Consider the following 20875-nt stretch of genomic DNA (forward strand, 5'->3'; position numbering starts at 1 on the left):
CTTACGTCGAAGCGGTTCCAGCCCGCTCCCCCTCCCGGCCACCCACCAGGATAATCGCATTGGGTGGCCGGGAGGGGAGCGGGCCGGTGCCGTCTAAACCGAAAATGCTCTAGCGGGTCAGCAGCACCATGTCGGCGGGGTCGGCGTAGAGGGTCAGGGCTTCGCCGGGCCGGATCATCTGTTTTTGCGGCAAGCGTAGTTTCACGGTGTTGTCCGACCCGTCGAGTTTTGCCATGCATTGATGATGGGTGCCGAAGAAACCTGATTCGACAACCTTGGCGGTGCCGATTTTGGCCCGTTCCCCCGCCGCGTCCGGATGGAGGTGTTCGGGGCGCAGTGACAGTGCCACCTTGGCGCCCTTGTCGGCCTTGCCCGTAAGGCTGAATCCGCCGAAGGTTGTCTCGACGTGGATACGCTCGCCTGCGGCATCGGTGATGCTACCCTCGATCAGGTTGTTGTCGCCCATGAAGTTGGCGGTGAACCTGGAGGAGGGCTGCAGGTAGACCCGTTCCGGTGAACCGATGTCCTCGATGAAGCCGTCGTTCATCACCACGATGACGTCGCCGATGGCCATCGCCTCTTCCTGGTCGTGGGTCACATGAACGAAGGTGGTTCCGACCCGCTTCTGGATCAGCTTCAGTTCTTCCTGCATCTGGCGGCGCAGTTTGAGGTCGAGTGCGCCCAGGGGTTCGTCGAGCAGCAGCACCGAGGGCTCGACCACCAGGGCACGGGCCAGGGCGATGCGCTGGCGCTGGCCGCCGGAAAGCTCGTGAATGCGCCGCGCCGCGGTGTGGCCGAGGCCGACCATGTCGAGCGCGCGCTCGGTCCGTATCCTTTGCTGGTCCTTCGCGACCCTGCGCATCTTCAGCCCGAAAGCCACGTTGGCCGCAATCGACATGTGGGGAAACAGGGCGTAGTCCTGGAAAACCGTGGTTGTCGGACGTTTTGCCGGCGGCATCCGGGTGACGTCCCTGCCGTCGATGAAAACCCGTCCTTCCGTGGGGTCGAGAAAGCCGCCGAGGATGTTCAGCAGGGTGGTCTTGCCGCCGCCGGACGGCCCCAGCAAGACAACAAAGCTGCCTGCTTCGATGGTCAGGTTGATGCCCTGAAGCGCGACCTTGCCGCCGAAGCGCATGGCGATGTCGCGAAACTCGACGGCGGGGAGGGTCACGTTTTCTTTCTCCGGAAGACGACGAAGTCCAGCAGCAGGACGGTGGCGACGGAAATCAGGAACACAAAGCTGCCGACGGCATTGGTCTTGGGGTTCAGGCCGGTGCGCAGCATGCTCCAGATCTCGACCGGCAGGGTAACCTCGAAGCGGCTGACCATGAAGGCGATGATGAACTCGTCCCAGGAAAAGGTGACGGAGAGGAAGAAGCCGGCGAACAGCGCCGGCCACATCATCGGCACCGTCACCAGGGCGAGAACCTGCCATTCCCGGGCGCCGAGGTCGCGCGCCGCGCGCTCGATGTTGGCCTGATGAGCGCCCATCTGGCTGTAGACGATGGCAAAGCAGAGCGGCAGGTTGATCACCACATGCCCGATGCCGACGGTCAGCAGCGACTTGGGCACGCCCAGCTGGTTGAAGGTGATCAGCAGCCCCATGGCGATGATCAGGTAGCTGACCGTCAGGGGCGCGGTGAGAAAGCCCTGCAGCACCCGGGCGAAGGGCAGGCGGTGGCGGGCCAGGGCATAGGCGGCGAGGAAGCCGAGGACCACCGAGACCAGTGACGAGGCCAGCGCAACGATCACCGAGTTCGTCAAAGCGTCCATCATCCGTTCGTCGGTGAAGACCGCCTCGTACCACTGCAGGGACGGTCCGTTGAAAGGCGGCACCGGCACCCGCGAGCCCTGGAAGGAAAACAGCACCAGCACGCCGACCGGCAGAAAGATGAAGCCGTAAATCAGAATGACGTAAATCCAGACTGGCGCGGCGCGCAACGCGGGCAGGGCTCGATGGATCATGGTCACACCCTGTCGATCTTCAGCCAGCGCGCGCAGGCCAGGTAGACCAGGCTGACCACGGCCATCAGGATCATCGCCAGGGCCGAGGCCATGGGAAAGTCGGAGCGCCGGGCGATCTGCATCATAATCGTCTGGGGCAGCAGCAGCTCGCGGCTGCCGCCCAGGATCTGCGGCGTGATGTAGTCGCCGATGCACAGAACAAAGGTCAGGAAGGCGCCGACCATGATGCCCGGAAGAGTCAGCGGCAGGGTCACGTGCAGGAAGGCGCGCAGTGGCCCGGCACCCAGGTCCGCGGCGGCCTTGCGATAGCTTGGCGACAGTTGCACCAGATTGGCGTAGATGGTGAGGGTCAGCAGCATCACGAAGAAGTGGACGAAGCCGACGACGGTGGCCCCGCGGTTGTTGGCGAAGGAAACCGGGTCTTCGGTGATTCCCATGTCGAGCAGAAAGTTCGACAGAATGCCCCCCTCCGACAGCACCAGCAGCCAGCTGTAGGAGCGCACGACATAGGAGGTCCAGAACGGCAGGATGGCGAGGATCAGGGCGAGGCGCTGCCAGCGCCGCGGCACCCGTTCGGCCAGGATATAGGCCAGCGGATAGGCCAGCAGAACGCTGATGACCGTCACCATCACCGTCACTTCGATGGAGTTGACCAGCGATTGGAACAGGAAGCTCTTGGCGAAGAACTTTTCGTAATTCTGAAGGCTGATTTCGCTGACCAGCCTGGTGCCGACCCGCTGCCACAGGCTGTAGAGGCCCATGATCGCCAGAGGCGCGAAGAAAAAGGCGATCGTCCATAAAAAGGCGGGCAGCAGAAGCCCCCAGGCCCTGACGCGTGCGCTCAGATACCTGGGGGGTCTGTCGGTCATGGTCTTTCAGCCAAAGCAGTCAGGATCGCGGCAGCCTAGTGCTGCAGGAACTCGGTCCAGACATCGAGCATCTCGGCATCCAGTTCGGCATCCGGGATGAAGTAGCGGTGGGAGTTGGCGAGAAATTTTTCCTGCTCGTCCCAGCGCAGCGCGCTCTTTTGTTCCGGTGACAGCAAGGCGCCGGCCTTTTTGTTCGCCGGCATGCCCCAGAAGCAGGAGGAGGTCGCCAGGCGTGCCTGGCCCTCCGGGCTCATGACGTACTTCACGAATTCGACCGCCAAGTCCTTGTTCTTCGAGTCCTTGAAGACGGCGAGCGATTGGCTCCACAGAATACCGCCCTGGTCGGGCAGCACCCAGTCCAGGTCGGGGTTTTCCGACTGCATGACGGCAACCGCCCATTCGCCGCCGCCGATGAGGATATCGGCCTCACCGGTCGCCAGGGCCGTGGTGGAGGAAACCACCTCGCCGACCATTGCCGAATTGTCCTTCAGCTTGAACAGCTCGTCTCTTATCGCGGGCAGCTTGTCGGCGGTGATGTCGCTGGGCTTCATACCCATCTTCAGCGCCACCAGATTCATCAGCGGGATGTAGTAGTCGTAGACCGCGATCCGGCTTTTGTATTTGTCCGACCACAGCGTCTGGAGGTCGCGCATGTCGGCGGGATCGACCTTGGATTTGTCGTAGCTGATCACGTTGTAGCCGAACTTCTCCATGATCGCGTACATCTTGCCGTCTTTGTGGGTGACGTCGGTCATCTGTACCTGGGAGAAGGTGTCCGCCAGCGGCAGTTCGCCCTTCGGCAACTCGGCCAGCAGTCCGGCTTCGACGACCCGCGGTACGTCGACGCCGTCGATCACGAAGACGTCCCAGTCGCCGGGACGGGACTGCTCGACGATCGCCAGGGCGGCACCGGTGCCTTCGTATTCCTTCAGGTTGACTTTGACGCCGTACTTTTCTTCGAAGGGCTTGATCAAGGCCGGATCGGTGTGGTCGCACCAGACCAGCGCATTCAATTCTTCGGCGGCTTGGGCGGAAAGGGGAAACAAGACCGAGCCCGTTGCAACGCCCGCTGTGACGACAGCGGCTCCGAGAAGCCGGCCGCTATGGCGTGGCAGGGCGGATTTCACATGACCCTGGGTAAGAGAAAACATCCAACTCTCCCTGTTCTTGTTGGTGGTCCGCCGGACTTTCCGGATCTGCGGCGGCACGGATCTTGCCGTTTTTGCAAGGTTCACGTCAAAAAAATGAACCAATTCTAAACTTGAGTCAATTCATTCTCTATGCCATGGATACGCGATGACCGGATTGAGAGCAAAGCAGAAGGCCGACCGCGATCACCGCATTCTGAAGGCGGCAAGCCATCTGTTTCGCGAAGAGGGTTACGACCGCACGAAGATCGAGACCATTGCGGCGGAAGCCGAGGTCGCCATCGGCACCGTCTACAATTACTACCGGAACAAAGGCGATCTGCTGGTCGCCATCGTGTCGATGGAGGTGAACGAGGTTCTCGCCGCCGGCGCGAAGTTGATCGACCATCCGCCGGCTGAAGCCAGCGCTGCGGTCAATGCCCTGATCGGCATCTACCTCGATCACTCCCTGGTCTATCTGAATAAAGAGATGTGGCGCCACGCCATGGCAATCTCGACAAGCCAGCCGGAATCGCCTTTCGGCAGGCGCTATAGGGATCTCGACAACCGCCTCGCCGAGCAGCTTTGCGAGTTGATCAAGCGTCTGCAACGCAGCGGCCGGGTGAAAGTCGGCATCGACGCCACCGCCGTCGGCGAGATGATCTTCAACAACATGAACATGATGTTCACGACTTTCGTGAAGACCGAGGACATGAGCCTTTCGGCGCTCAACGACGCGATCGCCCGGCAGTTGCGCCCGCTGATGGATGCTATACGCAGCTGAGCAAGGCAGGGTTGCGCGCCTCGGTCTTGCAGCGCGACAGTGATGCGTTAGGCTGTCGTCAGCCATGACAAACGATGAAACCTTCCCTGAAGTCCGCGCGGGCGTTCGCGCCCTCTGCGCGAATTTCCCCGGCGCCTACTGGCGGGAACTGGATGCCGGGCGGGCCTATCCCGAGGCCTTCGTAAGGGCCCTGACCGAGGCAGGGTATCTTGCCGCACTGATTCCAGAGGCCTACGGCGGCAGCGGTCTGCCGCTCTCGGCCGCAGCGGCGGTGCTGGAGGAGATACACAAGGCGGGCTGCAACGGTGCGGCCTGCCATGCCCAGATGTACACCATGGGCACCCTGCTGAAACACGGCAGCGACGCGCAGAAACAGCGCTGGCTGCCGGGCATTGCCGAGGGAGCCCTGCGCCTGCAGGCCTTTGGGGTGACCGAGCCGACCAGCGGTACCGACACCCTGAGCCTCGCCACCACGGCGAAGCGCGAAGGTGAGCGCTACATCGTCAACGGCCAGAAGGTCTGGACCAGCCGCGCCGAACATTCCGATCTGATGCTGCTTCTCGCCCGCACGACTTCGAAAGACCGGGTGGAGAAGAAAGGCGAGGGGCTTTCGGTCTTCCTCGTCGATCTGCGAGAGGCCGTCGGCCAGGGCGTCACCATCAAGCCGATCCGCGCCATGATGAACCATGCGGCGACGGAGGTGTTCTTCGACAACCTGGAAGTGCCGGCGGAGAACCTGATCGGCGTCGAAGGGCAGGGCTTTCGCTATATTCTCGACGGCATGAATGCCGAGCGCATTCTGATCGCCGCCGAATGCATCGGCGATGCCCGCTGGTTCACTGCGAAGGCCAGCGCCTACGCTGGAGAACGAAAAGTTTTCGGACGGCCCATCGGCCAGAACCAGGGGGTGCAGTTTCCCATTGCCCGCGCTTATGCCCAGAGCGAGGCGGCGGCGCTCATGGTGGCACAGGCGGCGGCTTTGTTTGACGCCGGGCAGCGCTGCGGCAAGGAGGCCAACATGGCCAAGCTGCTGGCCTCTGAGGCCTCCTGGGCGGCGGCGGAAGCCTGCCTGCAGACCCACGGCGGTTTCGGTTTCGCCGAGGAATATGATATCGAGCGCAAGTACCGTGAGGCCCGGCTTTATCAGGTGGCGCCGATCTCCACCAACCTGATCCTTGCTTATCTTGCCGAGCATGTGCTCGGCATGCCGCGGTCCTACTGAGATTGATCATGAAGCCCACGCTCTTCGGTCCCTCCTACAGCGTTTACGTTCGCATCGTGAAGATCGCCCTGGCGGAGAAGGGCGTCGCCTACGACCAGGTCGAATTCGACGTCTTCGACCGCAAGGACTGGCCCGAGGACTGGCTGGAGCGTCATCCCTTCGGCCTGGTGCCGGCCTTCGAGCATGACGGCTTCCGGCTCTATGAGGCCCGCGCCATCACCCGTTACATCGACGAGGGTTTCCTGGGACCGTCACTACAGCCGGGCTCGGCCCGGGATCGCGCCCTGATGGCGCAGGTGATCTCGGTACTCGATGGCCAGGGTTATTGGCCGATGGTGCGGCAGATTTTCATCCAGAGCATTGAGCGCCCCCGCGAAGGCGAGGCCGATGAGGCGATCATCGCCGCCGCCCTGCCCAAGGCGGACCGCTGTCTTGCAGCCCTGGCCGCTCTGCTCGGCGATCATGCCTACTTCACCGGTTCTGACTTCAGTCTTGCCGATGCCCATGCGGCGCCCATGTTTCACTATTTCCTCGAGGCGCCGGAGGGCCAGCAACTGCTTCAGGCGCAGCCGTCCCTGGAGGCCTGGTGGCAGCGGGTCGTGCAGAGGCAGAGCGTTCAGTCCACCTATGTGCCCCCGGATCCTCCATGACGCAGCGACAGACCAGGCCGCTTGGGGGATCGCTGGACGGTCTGCTCGTCGTCAGTCTGGAACAGGCGGTGGCGGCGCCCTACTGCAGCTGCCGCTTGGCCGACGCCGGCGCGCGGGTGATCAAGCTGGAGCGGCCGGAGGGCGACTTCGCCCGCGCCTACGACCGGGCCGCCAGGGGCGAGAGCGCTTACTTCGTCTGGCTGAACCGGGGCAAGGAATCAATTGCCGTCGACCTGAAGACACCGGAAGATCTTGCCCTGGTGAAGCGCATGATCGCCAAGGCCGACATCTTCATCCAGAACCTGGCGCCCGGCGCGGCGCAACGCCTGGGTCTGGGGTCGGACGAACTGCGCGAAGCCGACCCGCGCCTCATCACCTGCGACATCTCCGGCTACGGCGACAGCGGCCCCTATGCGCAGATGAAGGCCTATGATCTGCTGGTACAGGCCGAAAGCGGACTGGCGTCGATCACCGGACGGCCGGAGGGGCCGGGCCGCGTCGGCGTTTCGGTCTGTGATATCGCCTGCGGCATGTACGCCTATCAGGCCGTGCTTGAAGCGCTGCTGCGCCGCGCCCGTACCGGCGAAGGGGCAGGCCTGGCCGCGTCGCTGTTCAGCGGCATGGCGGACTGGATGACCGTACCGCTGCTGCATCACGACTACGGCCCGGGCGCGCCGCAGCGGGTCGGCCTCAACCACCCGAGCATCGCGCCCTACGGCGTCTATCCCTGCGCGGCGGGGGAGGAGATCGTCATCTGTATTCAGAACGAGCGGGAATGGCTGCGCTTCGTCGGACAGGTCCTGAAACAACCAGACCTGGCCGAAGACCCACGCTTTTGCGACAACACGGCGCGGGTGGATAACCGTGCGGCGCTGGACCGGGAGATCGAAAGCTGTTTCACACAGCTCGACCGCGCGGCGTTGGTCGACCTGCTGCATCAGGCGGGCATCGCCTTCGGGGCGGTGAATAGCCCGGCCGATCTCAGCGCCCATCCGCAGCTGCGCCGTGTCACGGTGGAGACGCCCGGCGGCCCGGTGGATCTGGTCGCGCCTCCTGTGGAAGAGCGCGGCGTGGCGCCGCTCTTCGGCAGCGTGCCGGCCCTGGATGCGCAAGGAACGGCGCTGCGCAAGGAGTTCGGCGCATGAGCGGAACCAACGATGATTGGTCCGATTGGGTCGGCCGCCAGGAGGAAGCCTGCGACAGCCTGGATCTCAACCGGGCGCGGGCCCTGCAGGCGACCCTGGACGATTCAGGCGCGGTGCTGGAACCCGGCGCGGCCCTGCCGCCGCTCTGGCACTGGGCCTATTTCTGGTCCTTGGCATCGACCGCCGGACTCGGCCCGGACGGTCACGCGGCGCGCGGCGAGTTCCTGCCGCCCATCGACCTGCCGCGGCGCATGTGGGCCGGCAGCCGGGTCGTCTTCCCGAAACCGCTCGCAATCGGTTCCGACATTACCCGCCGCTCCACCATCAAGTCGGTGGCGCAGAAAATCGGGCGCAGCGGGCCGCTTGCCTTCGTCACCGTCGAACATGTGCTGGACGACGGCGCGGGCCTCTGCGTCGTCGAGGAGCACGACATCGTTTATCGGGAGGCCGCGGCCAAGGGCGCGGCCCTGCCGCCAGGCAAGCCGGCGCCTGCCGACGGCGCCTGGGTACAAAACGTTTCTCCCTCGCCGGTGCTGCTGTTCCGCTACTCGGCGCTGACCTTCAACGGTCACCGCATCCACTACGACCAGCCCTACACGACGCAGGAGGAAGGCTATCCCGGCCTCATCGTCCACGGGCCTCTGCTGGCCACTCTGATGGTCGGCCTGGTGCGGCGCGAAGAGCCGGCGGCCCGCGTGACACGCTTCGCCTTTCGCGCCCTGCGCCCGATCTTCGACACCAGGCCCTTCACGGTCTGCGGTGCCCCGGATGGGCGTTCAAATCGCGCCGACCTCTGGGTCACCGACCACGACGGTTTTCTCGCCATGCAGGGCGAGGTGGACTGGGCCTGACGCCTTCGATGCGAATGGCCAGCGGCCATCTTTCAATCAATCAACCTACATGACGAGGACAAGCCATGCTTTTGGACGTGCGCACCTACCGGGTGAAACCGAATACGATGAAGGCCCACTTCGATCTTTATGAGCTCTACGGCAAGCCGGCGCAGACCCGGCACCTGGGCCAGCCGCTGGCCTATCTGCGCACGGAGACCGGCGACCCCAACGAGTACGTCCACATCTGGGTCTACGAGAACGCCGGGGATCGCGAGACGCGCCGCGCCGCCATGCAGGCCGACCCCGGCTGGCAGGACTATCTCAAACGCTCGGCGGAACTGGGCGCGCTCATCTCTCAGACCAATAAGCTGATGATGCCCGTCGACTTCTTCGACGGACCGAAGCGTTAGGCGGTCACCATCTCCTTCACCGCCGCGGCGAAGCGGTCCAGTTCGTCTTCGCTGTTGTAGTAGTGGACCGAGGCGCGGAGGAGATCGGGCAGGCGTCTTTTGGTCGCATCCAACAGCGTCGAGTTCGGATCGGTGACCGAGGTGTTGATGCCCTGCGCACTGAGCCGCTCCCGGATGTCGCTGGCCTCTATCCCCTCGGCCTGGAAGACGCAGATACCGCAGCGGCGGCTGCCGATGTCCTGCACCGTCACGCCGGGAAGGGCGGCGAGCCGTTCACGCAGGCCAGTGGCCAGCGTGCACACCCGCGCTTCGATCTCGGGCAGGCCGATGGCCAGGGCGTAGTCTACGGCGACGCCGAGGCCCAGCACGGCGGCGTAGTTGTACTCCCAGTTTTCGAAGCGTTTGGCATCGGGCCGCAGTTCGTAGCGGTCCGGCGTTACCCACTTGGCGGCGCGCAGGTCCAGGACTGGCGGTTCGACCTGGTCCAGGAAGCCACGCCGGACATAGAGAAACCCGCTGCCGCGCGGCCCGCGCAGATATTTGCGCCCGGTGACCGACAGCAGGTCGCAGCCGAGCTTTTCCACATCCAGGTTGATCTGCCCTGCCGACTGGCAGGCATCGAGCAGGAAGGGGATGCCGTGGCTGCGTGCGACCCGGCCGATCTCCTCCGCCGGGTTCACCAGGCCGCCGTTGGTCGGCACATGGGTGACGGCGATCAGCTTTACCCCCGGCTTGGCGCAGGCGGCTTCCAGGGCCGGGATCGAAAGTTCGCCCTCCGAGGTGGAGGGGATGGCCTCCACCACAAGGCCCTTGCTGCGCGCCAGCTTCAGGTAGTTCAGATAGTTGCTGGCGTATTCCGCCTCGCCGGTCAGCAGGCGGTCGCCGGGCTGGAAGTCGAAGGCGAAAAAGGCCGCGTTCCATGCCGCCGTCGCGTTCTCCATCAGGGCGATTTCTTCCGGCGCGGCGTTCAGCAGGCGCGCGATGCTGCGATAGACTCCGTCGATCTCTTCGGCGGCCTCCCTTGCCGCCTCGTAGCCGCCGATCTCGGCCTCGCGGTGGATATGGGCGAGCTGGCGCACCACGACAGGGTCAGGCATCAGGGCCGCGCCGGCGTTGTTGAAGTGCAGCACTTCTTCGCAGGCCGGCGTTTCCGCTCTGACTTTTGTAAGATCGATCATGCCCGTCCTCCCATCGCCTGCGGCTCAGGCTTTTTCCCGGCCCCCGGCCATTGCCGGAGAAGCGGGTTTAGAGGGGAAGGGGTATCCTTGGCAAGGGGGCCTGCTTTGCGGGGCAGGGGAAGCGGGCTGGTTCCGTCAGACCCCGAGAGACTCTAGCCTTTCGCCCTGGCGGCTTCGCGCGCCGCTTTCAGGGCCGCGCGCCGTTCCCGGTTGGCGCGGTGGCGTTCCGCCCGCCAGGCTTTGAAGACTTTGGCGCGATAGCCGTTGGCGCGCAGGATGGTCCGGGAGTGATAGTGGCCCACCGCGCGGGTCCAGGACCGCGCCTCTTCCCGCAGCCCGGCCAGGAAGGCGGCGGCATAGGCGGTGTTGCGGGCGGGATCGAAGGCGGTCTCCAGGTCCTCGAAGGCCTCGGGGTGGTGATGGAGGTTCACCTGCATGCAGCCGACGTCGATGTTGCGCACGCCCCGCGCGCGCAGCGCCTCAACCGTTTCAATCGCCGCCTTCTTGCTCGGCAGGAATCGCCCCTTTCCCTCGGCCATGACGGTCCAGGGCCAGGCAAGTATTTCCCGGGTTTCCGGGTTCCGCCGTCCCGATTCGGTTCGCCCGATCGCGCTCAGCAGTAAGGGCGGCAGATCGTAGGCCTGCTCGGCGGCGGTAGCGCTCGCCCGGCAAAGAGTCCAAGTGTTTTCAAAGGCTTCGGTGGCCCGTGCCGTGCCGGAAGCCGTTGCCAGGGCGATCAGCGCCAAGGCCAGTGCGGCGGCTGCAGTGAGATTAAAGGCCCTCACCGGGCCCTCTGTATCGCGATTTTTCATGGCCGTGTATAAGCAACCGGCGTGCCAATTCCCTGTTACGGAAGCTGCGGCGGGCGAATTTGTTGTGCGGCGCAAAAGAATTAGCTTGAACCGATTAATTAGGATGTGGCGATATCGAGAAATTTGTAGGTAAATCAATGAATTGAAGAAAAGATGGTTGAATTCCTGCCGAGGGCCGCGCATATTGTGCACTGCGATATGGGAACGTCTTTGGCGGGCCCTATCGCAGTTCCATAGGGCATTTCCTCCCTAAACTTGGGCCGCGCGTTGTCGCGGCCCACTTTTTTTTGCGGAGAGGCTTTCTTTTTGTGGAGAGGTCAGGGTTTGGGCATGGTGGTGTCGCCGGGCCCCAGGGCGCGCTGCATCAGCACCGAATCAAGCCAGCGTCCGTGTTTAAAGCCGACCGACCGCAGACAGCCCGCCGGTTCGAAGCCGTGGCGCCGGTGCAGCCGGATCGAGGCTTCGTTCTTGCTGTCGCCGATCACGGCGATCATCTGCCGGAAGCCCAGGTTTTCGCAACGCTCGATGAGCCGTCCGAGGAGAAGGCCGCCGATTCCCCGCCCGCCCTGGCCGTCGCGTACATAGACCGTGTTCTCCAGGCTGAAGCGATAGGCCGGGCGTGTGCGGTAGGCACCGACCGTGGCAAAGCCGAGAACCGCGCCCGGGGATTCGGCCGGCTCCGCAACGAGGTAGGGCAGGCCGCGGGATTGCGCCGAATCGAGGCGCCGCCGCATTTCGTCTAGGCTCGGCGGGGTTTCCTCGAAGGAAGCCACGCCATTGATCACGTGCTCCGCGTAGATCTTCTGGATGATCGAACAGTCATCCGGCCGTGCATCGCGCAGCACGATCCCGGCATTCGGGCGCAGGGCTTCGCTCACCGCTGGCCGTTCCGCCGCCGCCCGGGGTCCACCGCGCCCAGGGCGGCCACGACGTCGCGCATGTCCTGCGCCAGCGCGTTCAACGCCGGGCGGCGTTCCATCCTTGTTTCGTCCATGTAGATCTGGCGGTTGATCTCTATCTGCAGGCTGTGAACATTGGCTTCCGGCCTGCCGTAGTGACGGGTCACAAAGCCCCCGGCATAGGGGCTGTTGCGCACCACCTGATAGTTCTTGCCCATGAGGGTGCGCTCGACCGAAGAGGTAACCGCCGCGTTGCAGCTGGTTCCATGGCAGTCGCCCAGAACAAAGGCGATCCGATTCGTCGCGCAGCGACCCTGCCCCAGCTTGCCGAGAGAGGGCATGGAATGGCAGTCGACCAGGATGCAATAGCCGAAGCGTTCCTTGGTCTGCTCGACAAGCGACCGCAGCGCCTCGTGATAGGGCCAATAGCAGGTGCGGATCCGCTCCAGGCCTTCTTCCAGGCTCAACTTGTCTTTATAGATGTTGGCGCCGTTGGCGACGACCCGCGCGATGGTGCCGAGACCGGCGGCAACCCGCGGAGAGCGGGTGTTCGCATAGGCCGGCAGCTTGTCCTTGAAGACCGCCGGGTCCAATTCGTATGGCTCGCGATTCGGGTCGACAAAGGCGCGGGGGAACAGGGCGTGGATCAAAGGCGCGCCCATTTCCGGCGCGCAGCCGAAGATCTCATTGACGAAACTGTCTTCGGACTGGCGCAGGCTGACCGGGTCCAGGCGCGAAGCTGCGAGGAACGCCGGGGGGTAGTCGCAGCCGCTGTGCGGCGATGCGAAGACGAGCGGCAGCGACTGCTGCTCCGGCCAGAGGATCTCGTGGGGCTGGCTTGCCGGGTGGAACTGGCTTGCTCGGGCGCTCGGCGCTATGGCGTCCATATCTCTAAAGGGCTTATTTCCACGGCGTTATAGGTTAACAGGGGGTCCATCGCTGCCTATGACGTCCGGACCACAGCGCTTGCGTTGTCGATTGGCGGCTTTTCAGCCAGTCATCCTGCCATTAAGCTCTATTTGGCACCAGGGTGGTAGCCTATAGTTTAAGAGGCCCGGGCGGATTTCGCTGTCCCTGGCAGTTTTTGTTGGGGCAGTTTTTGTTAGCGGCTTTTCGGGTGCGAAAAGCAGAACAGGGTTATGGCGCAAATCCTTCTTGCAGAAGACGATGGCTCGATGCGGGAATTCCTGGCAAAGGCCCTGCGCAAGGCGGGTCACCATGTGGTGGCTGTCGGCGACGGGCTGGACGCTATCAAGTCCCTGGACGGCTTCCATGCCGATCTGTTGCTGGCGGACGTGGTCATGCCGGGCCTGGACGGCATAGAACTGGCCCGCCGGGCCGCCAAGCTTCAGCCCGGCCTCAGGGTCATGTTCATCACCGGTTTTGCCGCCGTTGCCCTGAAAAACCGGGAGCAGACGCCGCGCGGCGCCCGCATTCTTTCCAAGCCCTTTCACCTGCGCCATCTGGTGGAAGAAGTCGAATCGATGCTGACGGCCTAAACATCCTGGCGAGGTGATCAGGCTGCGCTTGAAAAAGCCCGGGGATGATGCTACTTCGCGTCCTCCCCGGCAGACTGGTGGGGAAAATCGGGTCCGAAGCGGCATTTCAAGACCGTTTGCCGGTTGCTTCCGGGCCGATAAGAGAGGGCGTATAGCTCAGCGGGAGAGCGCCTCGTTGACATCGAGGAGGTCCCTGGTTCAATCCCAGGTACGCCCACCATTCTTTTCAATGGCTTAGCTGAAGTTTGCCGAGGCCCGATCCGGGTCTTTCGGGTGCAATTCGGGTGCAAATCTGAATTTTTGAGTAAATCTGGGCCCGCGCGCTGGTTGAATCGATTGCAGCGCTCGCGAGAGCGGGTTCCGAAATCCTCCATCCCAAAGCGTTTGTTGTTGGTTGGGGCTGGGTACGGATTCGAAGGGCACTGTCACATCTTCCCGAAGTGAATATAGGGATTCGGGAGAATATGTCTGTTTCACGCAGTCTGGGTAGCGATCCGCCATTCGGTGAATGCCACATCTCGGAAGGTTTTGAGTGTGCGTCTGGAGATGAGGTGGCGTTGGAGGTTGAAGCAGTTGTAGACGACGGCGTGGGTAGAGAGAAATCGTTGCGTCGATCCTGGCCGCTTAAAGCCGATCCACGATCGCTCTCGCCGCCGCACCGGCTGATGGGAACTCTCAGCACGATTGTTCAGTCGGCCGCCTGTCTCGTGGCGTTCTTTAAGTCCGAGATCTCCCAACGCCGCGCATAGGAACGTAGCTTGTCAGTCACGACTGCAGTTGGTGAAATGCCCTGCTTCCTAAGCAGTTTCCGAATCAGTTTCTTGGCAGCACACTTGTCTCGCCGCGGCTGGAGCAAGATGTCGAGTACCTCGCCTTCAGCATCGACAGCGCGCCACAAAAACATCCGGCGATCAAGCGATGCCGCAAATCGTCTGAAAGAGGTTTCGTCATGCAAGCTGACCTCCTTAACCAGCCTGTATCTTGAATCAGAAATCCAAGCAAAAGGGAATCCCTAAGATTCACACAGGTCAGAAAATGCTCTAGCGGCAAAAGCGGCGTAGCAGCCGGCTTATCAGGCCCGCCATCACCATCGGAATCGCTGTGGTGGCAGGCGGCGGGCTAGCTTCTGCTCCACGGTGCTCTCGCCGGGACAATCCCGTGCCTGGCGTACCAGTAACGGCTCGAAGCCCTCCGCCAAGACCTGTTTATAATAGGCGTGCAGGTCATCGTAGCGCCCACTGCGCGTGGCCAGGGCCTTGGTGCGCGTCTGCTTGTGACTGCGCAGCATGCCGTAGCAGGGCATGAAGTATTTTCGCGTCCCAAGCTTCATGCTGGTCACGATTCCGAAGGCCATGTCGTCGACCTTCGGAAAAGGCGGACTCATGATGGTGCCGAAGACCTCCGGGTCGAGAAGAGTGTCGCGATGAAACATCGACAGGCCGGGCCCCACGGTATCGACTTCCACGGGCTCGGACACTTCGTCGTTCATGAATGTGAGCGAGACCGTCGAAAAGCCCGTGTCGTCCCACTCCGCCCAGATGGTGGTCCACAAGGACAGGATGTCGTGTGGCGCCAGGCGCTGAAACCGCTCGTACATCCGTGCAATGAGGCTGTTGTCGAGAAGTGTGAAATCGTCATCCAGGAAAAGAACCGTCTCGTACTTCGCCATGGCCGCGAAGGCGTAGCGCACCGAGCAGGCCCAGTTGTAACTCGAGTCGATGACCTTGACGTTCGCCAGGGCCTCCAGACGCCGCCGGAATCGCAGCCCACCCAGGCGACGGCCCGGTGCATTGTTGCAGATGATCACCTCAAGTCCCAGTTCGCCCAATTCCTGCGCGGCGAGGGACTCCAGGAGCGCGTTGAGCCCCTCGGGGCGGAAATAAGTCAGCACCACCACCGTGACCCCCGATCCGCTGGATCGCTGCGTTCCGTGCGCCTTGCCGTCGTGTGGAGTCACACTCAGCTTCCTGCGCAGCGCTTGAAGCCGCCAACGCAGCAGGCCCCAGAGACGCGTGCCGAGCGAGCGCTTTTTGAGGTCGGCGGCCAGAACTTCTGCTTCCGTCGATGTCACCGCGCCCTTAGCCTCAAGCGCGGCGATCAGTACGCCTGCGAGTTCCATGCCGCGCGGGTGGGCACTACCGGCAAGGGTAGTGGCCAGCGCGGCAAGCTCGGCCGCCGTCACTGGGCGCCCGAGCAGCGCTTCCGCCAGGCGCGCCCTGGCCGCCAGAACGGAACGCTGTTGGGCTTCCCCCTTCCGCACCGAAACGGCGCCAGAGTGGGTACGGTAGCGCACCAGAGGCCGCGACAGGTTTGCAAAGCAGGTCCTACCGACCAGGCGTGTCCAGAGTTCCAGATCCTGGGCGACCTCCACATCCGGATCATATCCGGCAACCGCCCTCACCAACTCGGCCCGGAACATGACACTGGGATGGGCCAGCACCCGACCGTAGAACATGCGCCACACGATCTCCGCGTGCTCCGTCGCCACGCCAAAAGACCCGCGCGATTTGCCCTCTGCATCGACGATCTCCAGTTCCGAGCCGAGCACGCCGACCTCCGGGTGACGGTCGAGCCATTCGACTTGGAGGGCAAGGCGGTCTGTTATCGAGACATCGTCGGCGTCCTGGCGCGCGATCAGTTCTCCGCGCGCTTCAGCCAGGACGCGGTTCAATGAGAGCGTCAAGCCCAGGTTGGTCTCGTTGGTGACGATACGCAGACGCGGATCGTCATAGTCCGCCAGGATAGCGGCGGTACCATCGGTCGAGGCATCATCAACGACCAAGAGTTCGAAATCGCGATAGCTCTGGATAAGAATGCTGTCGATCGCCTCCGCGAGGAAGGTCTCCCCGTTGAAGACGCTCATCACCACTGAGACTTTGGGCTGCCGGGCCATTCCTGGTCCCTCAGCGGTGCTTTGCGATGGCATAGCCGCGCTGCTCGGAAGCGACGATGCGCTCGACGGCGTAGTCATCACCAGCCTCGATGGCCTCGACAGCCGCCACCACGCCCGGAAAGGCAGCAGGCGTAACGTCGTCGAGTATCACGACATCGCCTTTTCGCTGACGCGCGCTGACGAATTCGAACTCCCGCCTCACGTCCACCTCGCTGTGTGTCGCATCCAGGAAGGCGAAGTTGACCCGCAAGAGGCCTATCGTCGCGACTGCTTCGTCGCTCCGCCCCTGCAGGAACACAATCCGGGAGAGGAGTTCCGGATAGGCTGACAACAACTGCTGCCTAGTTTTAGGGCCTTCGTGGTCGTCGATACAGTTCCATAGGATAGGCCGCTCGTGGGGCAGCATGTCGACAGTGACGATGTAGCCTGGCACCGCGGCGTCCTGCAGGGCGCAAGCCATACAAAGGGCTGAAAAGCCGCGGGCCGTGCCGGTCTCGAAAATCACGACATGGCTGCCGTCGTGACCGGCCAGGTAGCGCCGCAGCGCAGCGTAAAGCAGCCTTCCGTGGTTGTAGTTCAGGCTGCTTTCCTTAACGACTACCTGTGTATGGAGCGCCAGCTCCTCCATCCATGGCCGGTCGATGGCAAAGCCCAGTTTCTCCTCCACCGCATCGATTTCCGGATAGGCGACGCTCTGCGCCGCGCGGTGCAGTTCCAAGTAGCGCTCCCGGCTCGCCCTGGGCTCGGTTCCGAAGGGATGCGCCGGCAGGTCCGGTTTCGGCACCTGCTGCCCCTTGCCCAGGATTCTGGCGGCCAGCTTCTTAAGCCCCAAGTCGTGCGTCCTTCGTGCGCTGCGCCAGTGCTGCCTGATAGGCGGCCAGCTCCAACTCTACGATCCTGTCCAACGACATCTTCGCCTCGATGTGGGCCCGCGCGCCCTCTCCCAGGCGGCGTCTGAGCGCCGCGTCGTCCAACAGGCGGGCAATGGCGCTGCGCAGCGCGTCCGCCTCCGGACGGCAGAGAAGCCCGGTCTTCTCATCATCGATCACCTCGCGAATGCCAGAAACATCGGTTCCGACGACGGCAGCGCCGCAGGCCATGGCCTCAAGAAGGGTCTTGGGATGGCCCTCGTAGTGAGACGGCAGAACGAACAGGCCTGCGGTGTTGATGATCTCCGGAAGTCGCTCATGCTGTAGGTTGCCGTGGAAGGTCACGGCAACCGCGCAGCGCGCGGCCTCTGCTTCGATCTCCGCCCGCAGCTCGCCCTGCCCGACAATGTCGAGCTCGGCCTCAAGCCCCGCGAGTGCCCGAATCAGCAAGAGGGGATTCTTCTGCGCGGTGAGACGACCGATGAAGGCCACCCGCCTGCGCCCGTCGTGGCTCGGCGGCGACGGCTTGAACAGGGCGGTGTCCACGTAGTTGGGTACGATAGAAACCCGGTCACTGGGCACGCCATAGCCGACGATCTCATCCTTCATTGCCTCTGTCGTGACCACACAGCGGTCGGCCCCGATGAAGGCGTCCCGCTCCAGCGCCCGGGCATTCTTGTAGGCTGCCGAATCCTTGCCTTCGGCACGCCGCTTGAAGTCTGATAGCATGTAGCCGCAGCGAGCCAAGAAGCAGGCCCCGTTCCTGCGCGCGAGCGACAGTGCCAGGGCCGCGCCGCTGGTCTGGTTCGACTTGTAGGCCGCCGCCCCCCGACGCGCACGCCTCAGCAGGCCGGGTAGAAGTCTGCGGTAGATGCCCTGCGGCAAGCCCCAGCGGTTGCAAAGCACATCGATGCCTGAGAAGGCCGAGGCCAGGGCCGCGTCCTCCCGATCGCCGTAGGAGACGATGGTGATCCCCGCCAGGTGGGGGCGCAGGTTTTCGTAGAGCGCTATCTCGCGCCTCAGCATGCCCAGGTCACGCCACTTCGCCAGGGACATGCCCTCGGTCATGAAGAGGAAGAGATGAGTCCCGCCAACACTCACGTTGTGCGACCTAGTGCCAATTGAGATCGAAGTTGGTCAAGCCGCGCTTACGCAGCAGCGCCCGCAGGCGATTGGTCCGTTCCGCCAGTTCCGGCATCTTGCGGTCGTGTACCTCGACGAAGGCCTGTCCGATCCGGTTTTCCAGACCGCGCTCCAGCAGGCGCTCCAGCACCGCGACTTCCGCCCCTTCGATGTCCATCTTCAGCAAGGCGACTGGCTTATCCAGCTGCGCCATAAAGGCGGCCAGGTCGACCACTTCAACGCTGACGAAGGTATCTTCCCGGACATTGCCCTTGAAGGCCAAGAGTGAAGAGCCCGTCGACCACTTCAACGGGTCGTCCTCCGCGAACTCGTGCAGGTAGAGCTTCATGGTGCCCGCCGCCTCGGCAACCGCCTTCTGATGAAGCTGGACGTTGTCGAAAGCGGCTAAGTCCTGCGACAGGCGGTCGAAGGCATCCGGGTTCGGCTCGAAGGCGTAGACCGTGGCGCCGCTGCGCGCCAGCGGCAGGGTGAAGCGCCCGACGTTGGCCCCGCAGTCAATGGCGATATCGCCGGGCCCCAGGCGGGCCGCCGCCTGCAGAAAGGCATCCATGGCACTGCCCTGCGAGCTGAGCGCGGGCCTGCGCTGCAGACGGTTCAAAAGCCGCTTCACACGGCTGAACAGAGTCATGCCGACGTCTCCCGCCATGATCGGTATGAGTTACTAAACCGCATTGGGACAGCTCGCCTCGATGATACGCTGACACCGCTCCTGATAGGACAACTTCTGCGCGGCCCGCAAGCCCGCGTCAGCAACAGACTGGGTCTTTTCAGCGTCGCGAAGCAAGGTTTCGATCCCGCGAACCAGGGATGCTGGATCATCCGGCTCGACGAAGACCACCTCGTCCTCCGCCAGCCAGTATTCCAGGGCCGGGATCCGCGTCGCCACAACCGGTGTGCCGGAGGCGAGATACTCGCCCAGCTTGACTGGGCTGGTCCACTTGGCGCTGGGATGCTGGGCCGAGGGCGGCAGCAGTAGAAGATCGGCCTCCCAGAGCTGTGCCGGTACGGCACTGTGCGGCAGCAGGCCTAGGAATTCAACATTCCCGAGGCCCAGTTCCTCCGCCCGGACAGCTTGCCGGGCGCTGTCTTTCTCAGTACCGCCGATCAACACGAAATCGTAGTCGGGCACAAGAGCCGCCGCCTCCAGGATCGTGGGAATCCCCTTGTAGTCGTAAAGATGGCCGGCATAGACGATGCGTGGGCGGGAGGCATTACTTGTCCGACAATAGCCCTCCGGCCGCTGGAACATGTCGAGGTCCACCGCATCGGGCAAAACCTGCACTTTCTCTGCAGGCACGCCGAGCTCGACGAAGTGATCGCGCAGCACCGGCGCGATGGTCACGATCTTGCGGAAGGTCTTGTTCCTCGCTGCCGCGGCCACCATCGTCCGCAGGGGCGCCGAACGATTGCCCGGGTGCGCGTGCGACTCGGCGGCCACGTTGATTCCCAGACGGCTCAGCCAAGCCGGCGCCACGTAATTGCGGCAGTAGGCGAGATCAGGCTTCATCCCCAAGGCCTGCAAGAGGACCTGAAACCCGAAATGGCTGTGCGGGTTCAAGGCCCGGCCCAGAAAGCGGGGGCGCAGCTGCACGAAGTCTATGCAGTGTTCGATCCCGAAATCCTCCTGTAGCTGTCTGATCGGAACTGGTCCAGCGGCTGGGCGGCGGCAGAGCACTATCACCTGGTGGCCGAGCTTGGCGAAACCGTCGGCCATCTTAATTGTGTTGATGGCATGGGCGAAGCGCGAGTCAGCGGAGTAGGCTGAAGCCACAAGGATGTTCATTGTACTCTGAGAATCGATTGATTTGACGCCTAGCCACCTGATTCAGGCTTTCGAGCCACTACAATGTATCTGGCCGCGTCGGACAAGTTCTCCACTGCATTAAGCTCTCTTCCAAAATACCTTTTCCTTTTCTCAAAGAAGTATTTGAACCTAATGAACCGATTGTCCGCCAGACGCTCAATGTAATTCCTAAAAAAGAAACTCTCGCCCGTTCTCTTAATATCATATTGACCCACAGTCCGGTCGATCTTGAAACCTGCCCCCGCAATCTCTTTGTGAATATCCTCAACACTGAAATGCCGATAGTGCAGCTTACTAAATGGCATCGCGTGCGATGGAACGGAGAGGACCAATACCCCCCCGGGCTTAAGCACTTTTTTTACTGTCTCGAGCAGTATTGGGCACTTTTCAGGAGGAAGATGTTCGTACACCTCAATCGCAATAGCGGCATCATATCGACCAAAATGCTCGCTCCAGTCTTCAGTCATTCGCTTTGTTAGATCAAAGCAATAAAATGTTCCCGACTTAACAAGCACCTCACAATATCGGACAAGATGCGGGAAAAATTCAAATCCGCTGACACTATGCCCATGTGATGCCAGCTCTGCACTAATCCTCCCGTCCCCGCACCCAAAGTCCGCGACTTTCTTTTTCTCGCCTCGCAAGAGATCGACCACGATCTTGACGTAGCCAAAATAAACAAGTGAGTCCCTAATTAGTGGATCACGGATCCAGTGGTACGGAAGCTTGAATTTTTCTTCAGTAAGAGCCTCTTTCTCAGCGTCCATTGCGGT

21 protein-coding genes, 1 tRNA gene and 1 pseudogene are annotated in these 20875 nt (G+C 62.7%); 8 read left to right on the plus strand and 15 right to left on the minus strand.

Features of this window, described 5'->3' with window-relative positions; genetic code table 11:
* Window positions 1–109: 109 nt before the first annotated feature.
* From HBA54_RS10680 to HBA54_RS10695, 4 genes are read right to left on the minus strand one after another with little or no spacing between them, the layout of a single operon-like run.
* Complete coding sequence (locus HBA54_RS10680) at window positions 110–1171, minus strand: ABC transporter ATP-binding protein (protein ID WP_322096016.1); 1062 nt, start codon at window positions 1169–1171, stop codon at window positions 110–112.
* Window positions 1168–1965 (minus strand): ABC transporter permease, encoded by a 798-nt coding sequence (locus HBA54_RS10685; protein WP_167224275.1) that lies wholly within the window; start codon window positions 1963–1965, stop codon window positions 1168–1170. Before HBA54_RS10685 ends, HBA54_RS10680 begins: the two co-directional genes overlap by 4 nt.
* Window positions 1966–1967: 2 nt before the next feature.
* Entirely contained in the window at window positions 1968–2834 is an 867-nt protein-coding gene (locus tag HBA54_RS10690; RefSeq protein ID WP_167224277.1) for an ABC transporter permease, read from the minus strand.
* Window positions 2835–2869: 35 nt separating this feature from the next.
* Window positions 2870–3985, minus strand: a complete 1116-nt coding sequence (locus tag HBA54_RS10695; protein WP_167224279.1) for a polyamine ABC transporter substrate-binding protein — start codon at window positions 3983–3985, stop codon at window positions 2870–2872.
* A gap of 145 nt (window positions 3986–4130) precedes the next feature.
* Between HBA54_RS10695 and HBA54_RS10700 the strand changes: the two genes are divergently transcribed.
* The 6 genes from HBA54_RS10700 (at window position 4131) to HBA54_RS10725 (ending at window position 9005) form a co-directional block, all read left to right on the plus strand.
* The gene (locus tag HBA54_RS10700; protein ID WP_167224281.1) at window positions 4131–4745 is read left to right on the plus strand and encodes a TetR/AcrR family transcriptional regulator; all 615 of its coding nucleotides are present in this window, start codon (window positions 4131–4133) and stop codon (window positions 4743–4745) included.
* 64 nt (window positions 4746–4809) lie between these two features.
* Entirely contained in the window at window positions 4810–5967 is a 1158-nt protein-coding gene (locus HBA54_RS10705) for an acyl-CoA dehydrogenase family protein (RefSeq protein ID WP_167224283.1), read from the plus strand.
* An 8-nt stretch (window positions 5968–5975) separates the two neighbouring features.
* Window positions 5976–6617: a glutathione S-transferase family protein gene (locus tag HBA54_RS10710; RefSeq protein ID WP_205944561.1), complete on the plus strand. Its 642-nt coding sequence runs from the start codon at window positions 5976–5978 to the stop codon at window positions 6615–6617.
* On the plus strand, window positions 6614–7762 hold the full coding sequence (locus HBA54_RS10715) for a CaiB/BaiF CoA transferase family protein (RefSeq protein ID WP_167224287.1): 1149 nt from the start codon (window positions 6614–6616) through the stop codon (window positions 7760–7762). Before HBA54_RS10710 ends, HBA54_RS10715 begins: the two co-directional genes overlap by 4 nt.
* A complete protein-coding gene (locus HBA54_RS10720) occupies window positions 7759–8613 on the plus strand; it encodes an HTD2 family dehydratase (protein ID WP_167224289.1) in 855 nt (284 codons plus the stop codon). The genes HBA54_RS10715 and HBA54_RS10720 overlap by 4 nt, the downstream gene beginning before the upstream one ends.
* 65 nt (window positions 8614–8678) lie before the next feature.
* Window positions 8679–9005: an NIPSNAP family protein gene (locus HBA54_RS10725; protein WP_167224291.1), complete on the plus strand. Its 327-nt coding sequence runs from the start codon at window positions 8679–8681 to the stop codon at window positions 9003–9005.
* Here the strand turns inward: HBA54_RS10725 and HBA54_RS10730 are convergent.
* The 4 genes from HBA54_RS10730 to HBA54_RS10745 all read right to left on the minus strand — a co-directional run bounded on the left by HBA54_RS10730 (window position 9002) and on the right by HBA54_RS10745 (window position 12781).
* Window positions 9002–10183, minus strand: a complete 1182-nt coding sequence (locus tag HBA54_RS10730; RefSeq protein WP_167224293.1) for an aminotransferase class V-fold PLP-dependent enzyme — start codon at window positions 10181–10183, stop codon at window positions 9002–9004. The two genes, HBA54_RS10725 and HBA54_RS10730, sit on opposite strands and share 4 nt — an antisense overlap.
* Window positions 10184–10335: 152 nt before the next feature.
* Complete coding sequence (locus HBA54_RS10735) at window positions 10336–10968, minus strand: lytic transglycosylase domain-containing protein (RefSeq protein ID WP_322096017.1); 633 nt, start codon at window positions 10966–10968, stop codon at window positions 10336–10338.
* A gap of 344 nt (window positions 10969–11312) precedes the next feature.
* Window positions 11313–11873, minus strand: a complete 561-nt coding sequence (locus tag HBA54_RS10740; protein WP_322096018.1) for a GNAT family N-acetyltransferase — start codon at window positions 11871–11873, stop codon at window positions 11313–11315.
* Window positions 11870–12781: an N-formylglutamate amidohydrolase gene (locus HBA54_RS10745; protein ID WP_167224297.1), complete on the minus strand. Its 912-nt coding sequence runs from the start codon at window positions 12779–12781 to the stop codon at window positions 11870–11872. Before HBA54_RS10745 ends, HBA54_RS10740 begins: the two co-directional genes overlap by 4 nt.
* A gap of 252 nt (window positions 12782–13033) precedes the next feature.
* Between HBA54_RS10745 and HBA54_RS10750 the strand changes: the two genes are divergently transcribed.
* Both HBA54_RS10750 and HBA54_RS10755 read left to right on the plus strand, forming a co-directional pair.
* Window positions 13034–13393, plus strand: coding sequence for a response regulator (locus HBA54_RS10750; RefSeq protein ID WP_167224299.1), 360 nt, complete (start codon window positions 13034–13036; stop codon window positions 13391–13393).
* Between the two features lie 145 nt (window positions 13394–13538).
* Window positions 13539–13613: transfer RNA gene (locus tag HBA54_RS10755), tRNA-Val, on the plus strand.
* Window positions 13614–13866: 253 nt separating this feature from the next.
* On the opposite strand, the pseudogene HBA54_RS10760 reads toward HBA54_RS10755, so the two are convergent.
* From HBA54_RS10760 to HBA54_RS10790, 7 genes and pseudogenes are all read right to left on the minus strand, one after another.
* Window positions 13867–14303 (minus strand): annotated as a pseudogene (locus HBA54_RS10760) (IS6 family transposase); the annotation flags it as partial.
* 174 nt (window positions 14304–14477) lie between these two features.
* Window positions 14478–16286 (minus strand): glycosyltransferase family 2 protein, encoded by a 1809-nt coding sequence (locus HBA54_RS10765; protein WP_167224301.1) that lies wholly within the window; start codon window positions 16284–16286, stop codon window positions 14478–14480.
* Between the two features lie 10 nt (window positions 16287–16296).
* Window positions 16297–17118, minus strand: a complete 822-nt coding sequence (locus HBA54_RS10770) for a class I SAM-dependent methyltransferase (RefSeq protein ID WP_205944562.1) — start codon at window positions 17116–17118, stop codon at window positions 16297–16299.
* Complete coding sequence (locus HBA54_RS10775) at window positions 17108–18256, minus strand: glycosyltransferase family 4 protein (RefSeq protein WP_167224303.1); 1149 nt, start codon at window positions 18254–18256, stop codon at window positions 17108–17110. The genes HBA54_RS10770 and HBA54_RS10775 overlap by 11 nt, the downstream gene beginning before the upstream one ends.
* Window positions 18257–18266: 10 nt before the next feature.
* Window positions 18267–18926, minus strand: a complete 660-nt coding sequence (locus tag HBA54_RS10780; protein WP_167224305.1) for an FkbM family methyltransferase — start codon at window positions 18924–18926, stop codon at window positions 18267–18269.
* Between the two features lie 33 nt (window positions 18927–18959).
* Window positions 18960–20081 carry a glycosyltransferase gene (locus HBA54_RS10785; protein ID WP_167224307.1) on the minus strand — a complete coding sequence of 374 codons (1122 nt, stop codon included), beginning with the start codon at window positions 20079–20081 and terminating at the stop codon, window positions 18960–18962.
* A 29-nt stretch (window positions 20082–20110) separates the two neighbouring features.
* A complete protein-coding gene (locus HBA54_RS10790; RefSeq protein ID WP_167224309.1) occupies window positions 20111–20869 on the minus strand; it encodes a class I SAM-dependent methyltransferase in 759 nt (252 codons plus the stop codon).
* Window positions 20870–20875 lie beyond the last annotated feature (6 nt).

Source organism: Pelagibius litoralis (assembly GCF_011683915.1).
GTDB lineage: Bacteria > Pseudomonadota > Alphaproteobacteria > Kiloniellales > Kiloniellaceae > Pelagibius > Pelagibius litoralis.

Bases quoted from the DNA above. Each gene is read 5' to 3' on its own strand.
- HBA54_RS10685 (WP_167224275.1), bottom strand. From the start codon at position 1,965: ATGATCCATCGAGCCCTGCCCGCGTTGCGCGCCGCGCCAGTCTGGATT.
- HBA54_RS10690 (WP_167224277.1), bottom strand. From the start codon at position 2,834: ATGACCGACAGACCCCCCAGGTATCTGAGCGCACGCGTCAGGGCCTGG.
- HBA54_RS10695 (WP_167224279.1), bottom strand. From the start codon at position 3,985: ATGTTTTCTCTTACCCAGGGTCATGTGAAATCCGCCCTGCCACGCCAT.
- HBA54_RS10700 (WP_167224281.1), top strand. From the start codon at position 4,131: ATGACCGGATTGAGAGCAAAGCAGAAGGCCGACCGCGATCACCGCATT.
- HBA54_RS10705 (WP_167224283.1), top strand. From the start codon at position 4,810: ATGACAAACGATGAAACCTTCCCTGAAGTCCGCGCGGGCGTTCGCGCC.
- HBA54_RS10710 (WP_205944561.1), top strand. From the start codon at position 5,976: ATGAAGCCCACGCTCTTCGGTCCCTCCTACAGCGTTTACGTTCGCATC.
- HBA54_RS10715 (WP_167224287.1), top strand. From the start codon at position 6,614: ATGACGCAGCGACAGACCAGGCCGCTTGGGGGATCGCTGGACGGTCTG.
- HBA54_RS10720 (WP_167224289.1), top strand. From the start codon at position 7,759: ATGAGCGGAACCAACGATGATTGGTCCGATTGGGTCGGCCGCCAGGAG.
- HBA54_RS10725 (WP_167224291.1), top strand. From the start codon at position 8,679: ATGCTTTTGGACGTGCGCACCTACCGGGTGAAACCGAATACGATGAAG.
- HBA54_RS10730 (WP_167224293.1), bottom strand. From the start codon at position 10,183: ATGATCGATCTTACAAAAGTCAGAGCGGAAACGCCGGCCTGCGAAGAA.
- HBA54_RS10745 (WP_167224297.1), bottom strand. From the start codon at position 12,781: ATGGACGCCATAGCGCCGAGCGCCCGAGCAAGCCAGTTCCACCCGGCA.
- HBA54_RS10750 (WP_167224299.1), top strand. From the start codon at position 13,034: ATGGCGCAAATCCTTCTTGCAGAAGACGATGGCTCGATGCGGGAATTC.
- HBA54_RS10765 (WP_167224301.1), bottom strand. From the start codon at position 16,286: ATGGCCCGGCAGCCCAAAGTCTCAGTGGTGATGAGCGTCTTCAACGGG.
- HBA54_RS10780 (WP_167224305.1), bottom strand. From the start codon at position 18,926: ATGACTCTGTTCAGCCGTGTGAAGCGGCTTTTGAACCGTCTGCAGCGC.
- HBA54_RS10785 (WP_167224307.1), bottom strand. From the start codon at position 20,081: ATGAACATCCTTGTGGCTTCAGCCTACTCCGCTGACTCGCGCTTCGCC.
- HBA54_RS10790 (WP_167224309.1), bottom strand. From the start codon at position 20,869: ATGGACGCTGAGAAAGAGGCTCTTACTGAAGAAAAATTCAAGCTTCCG.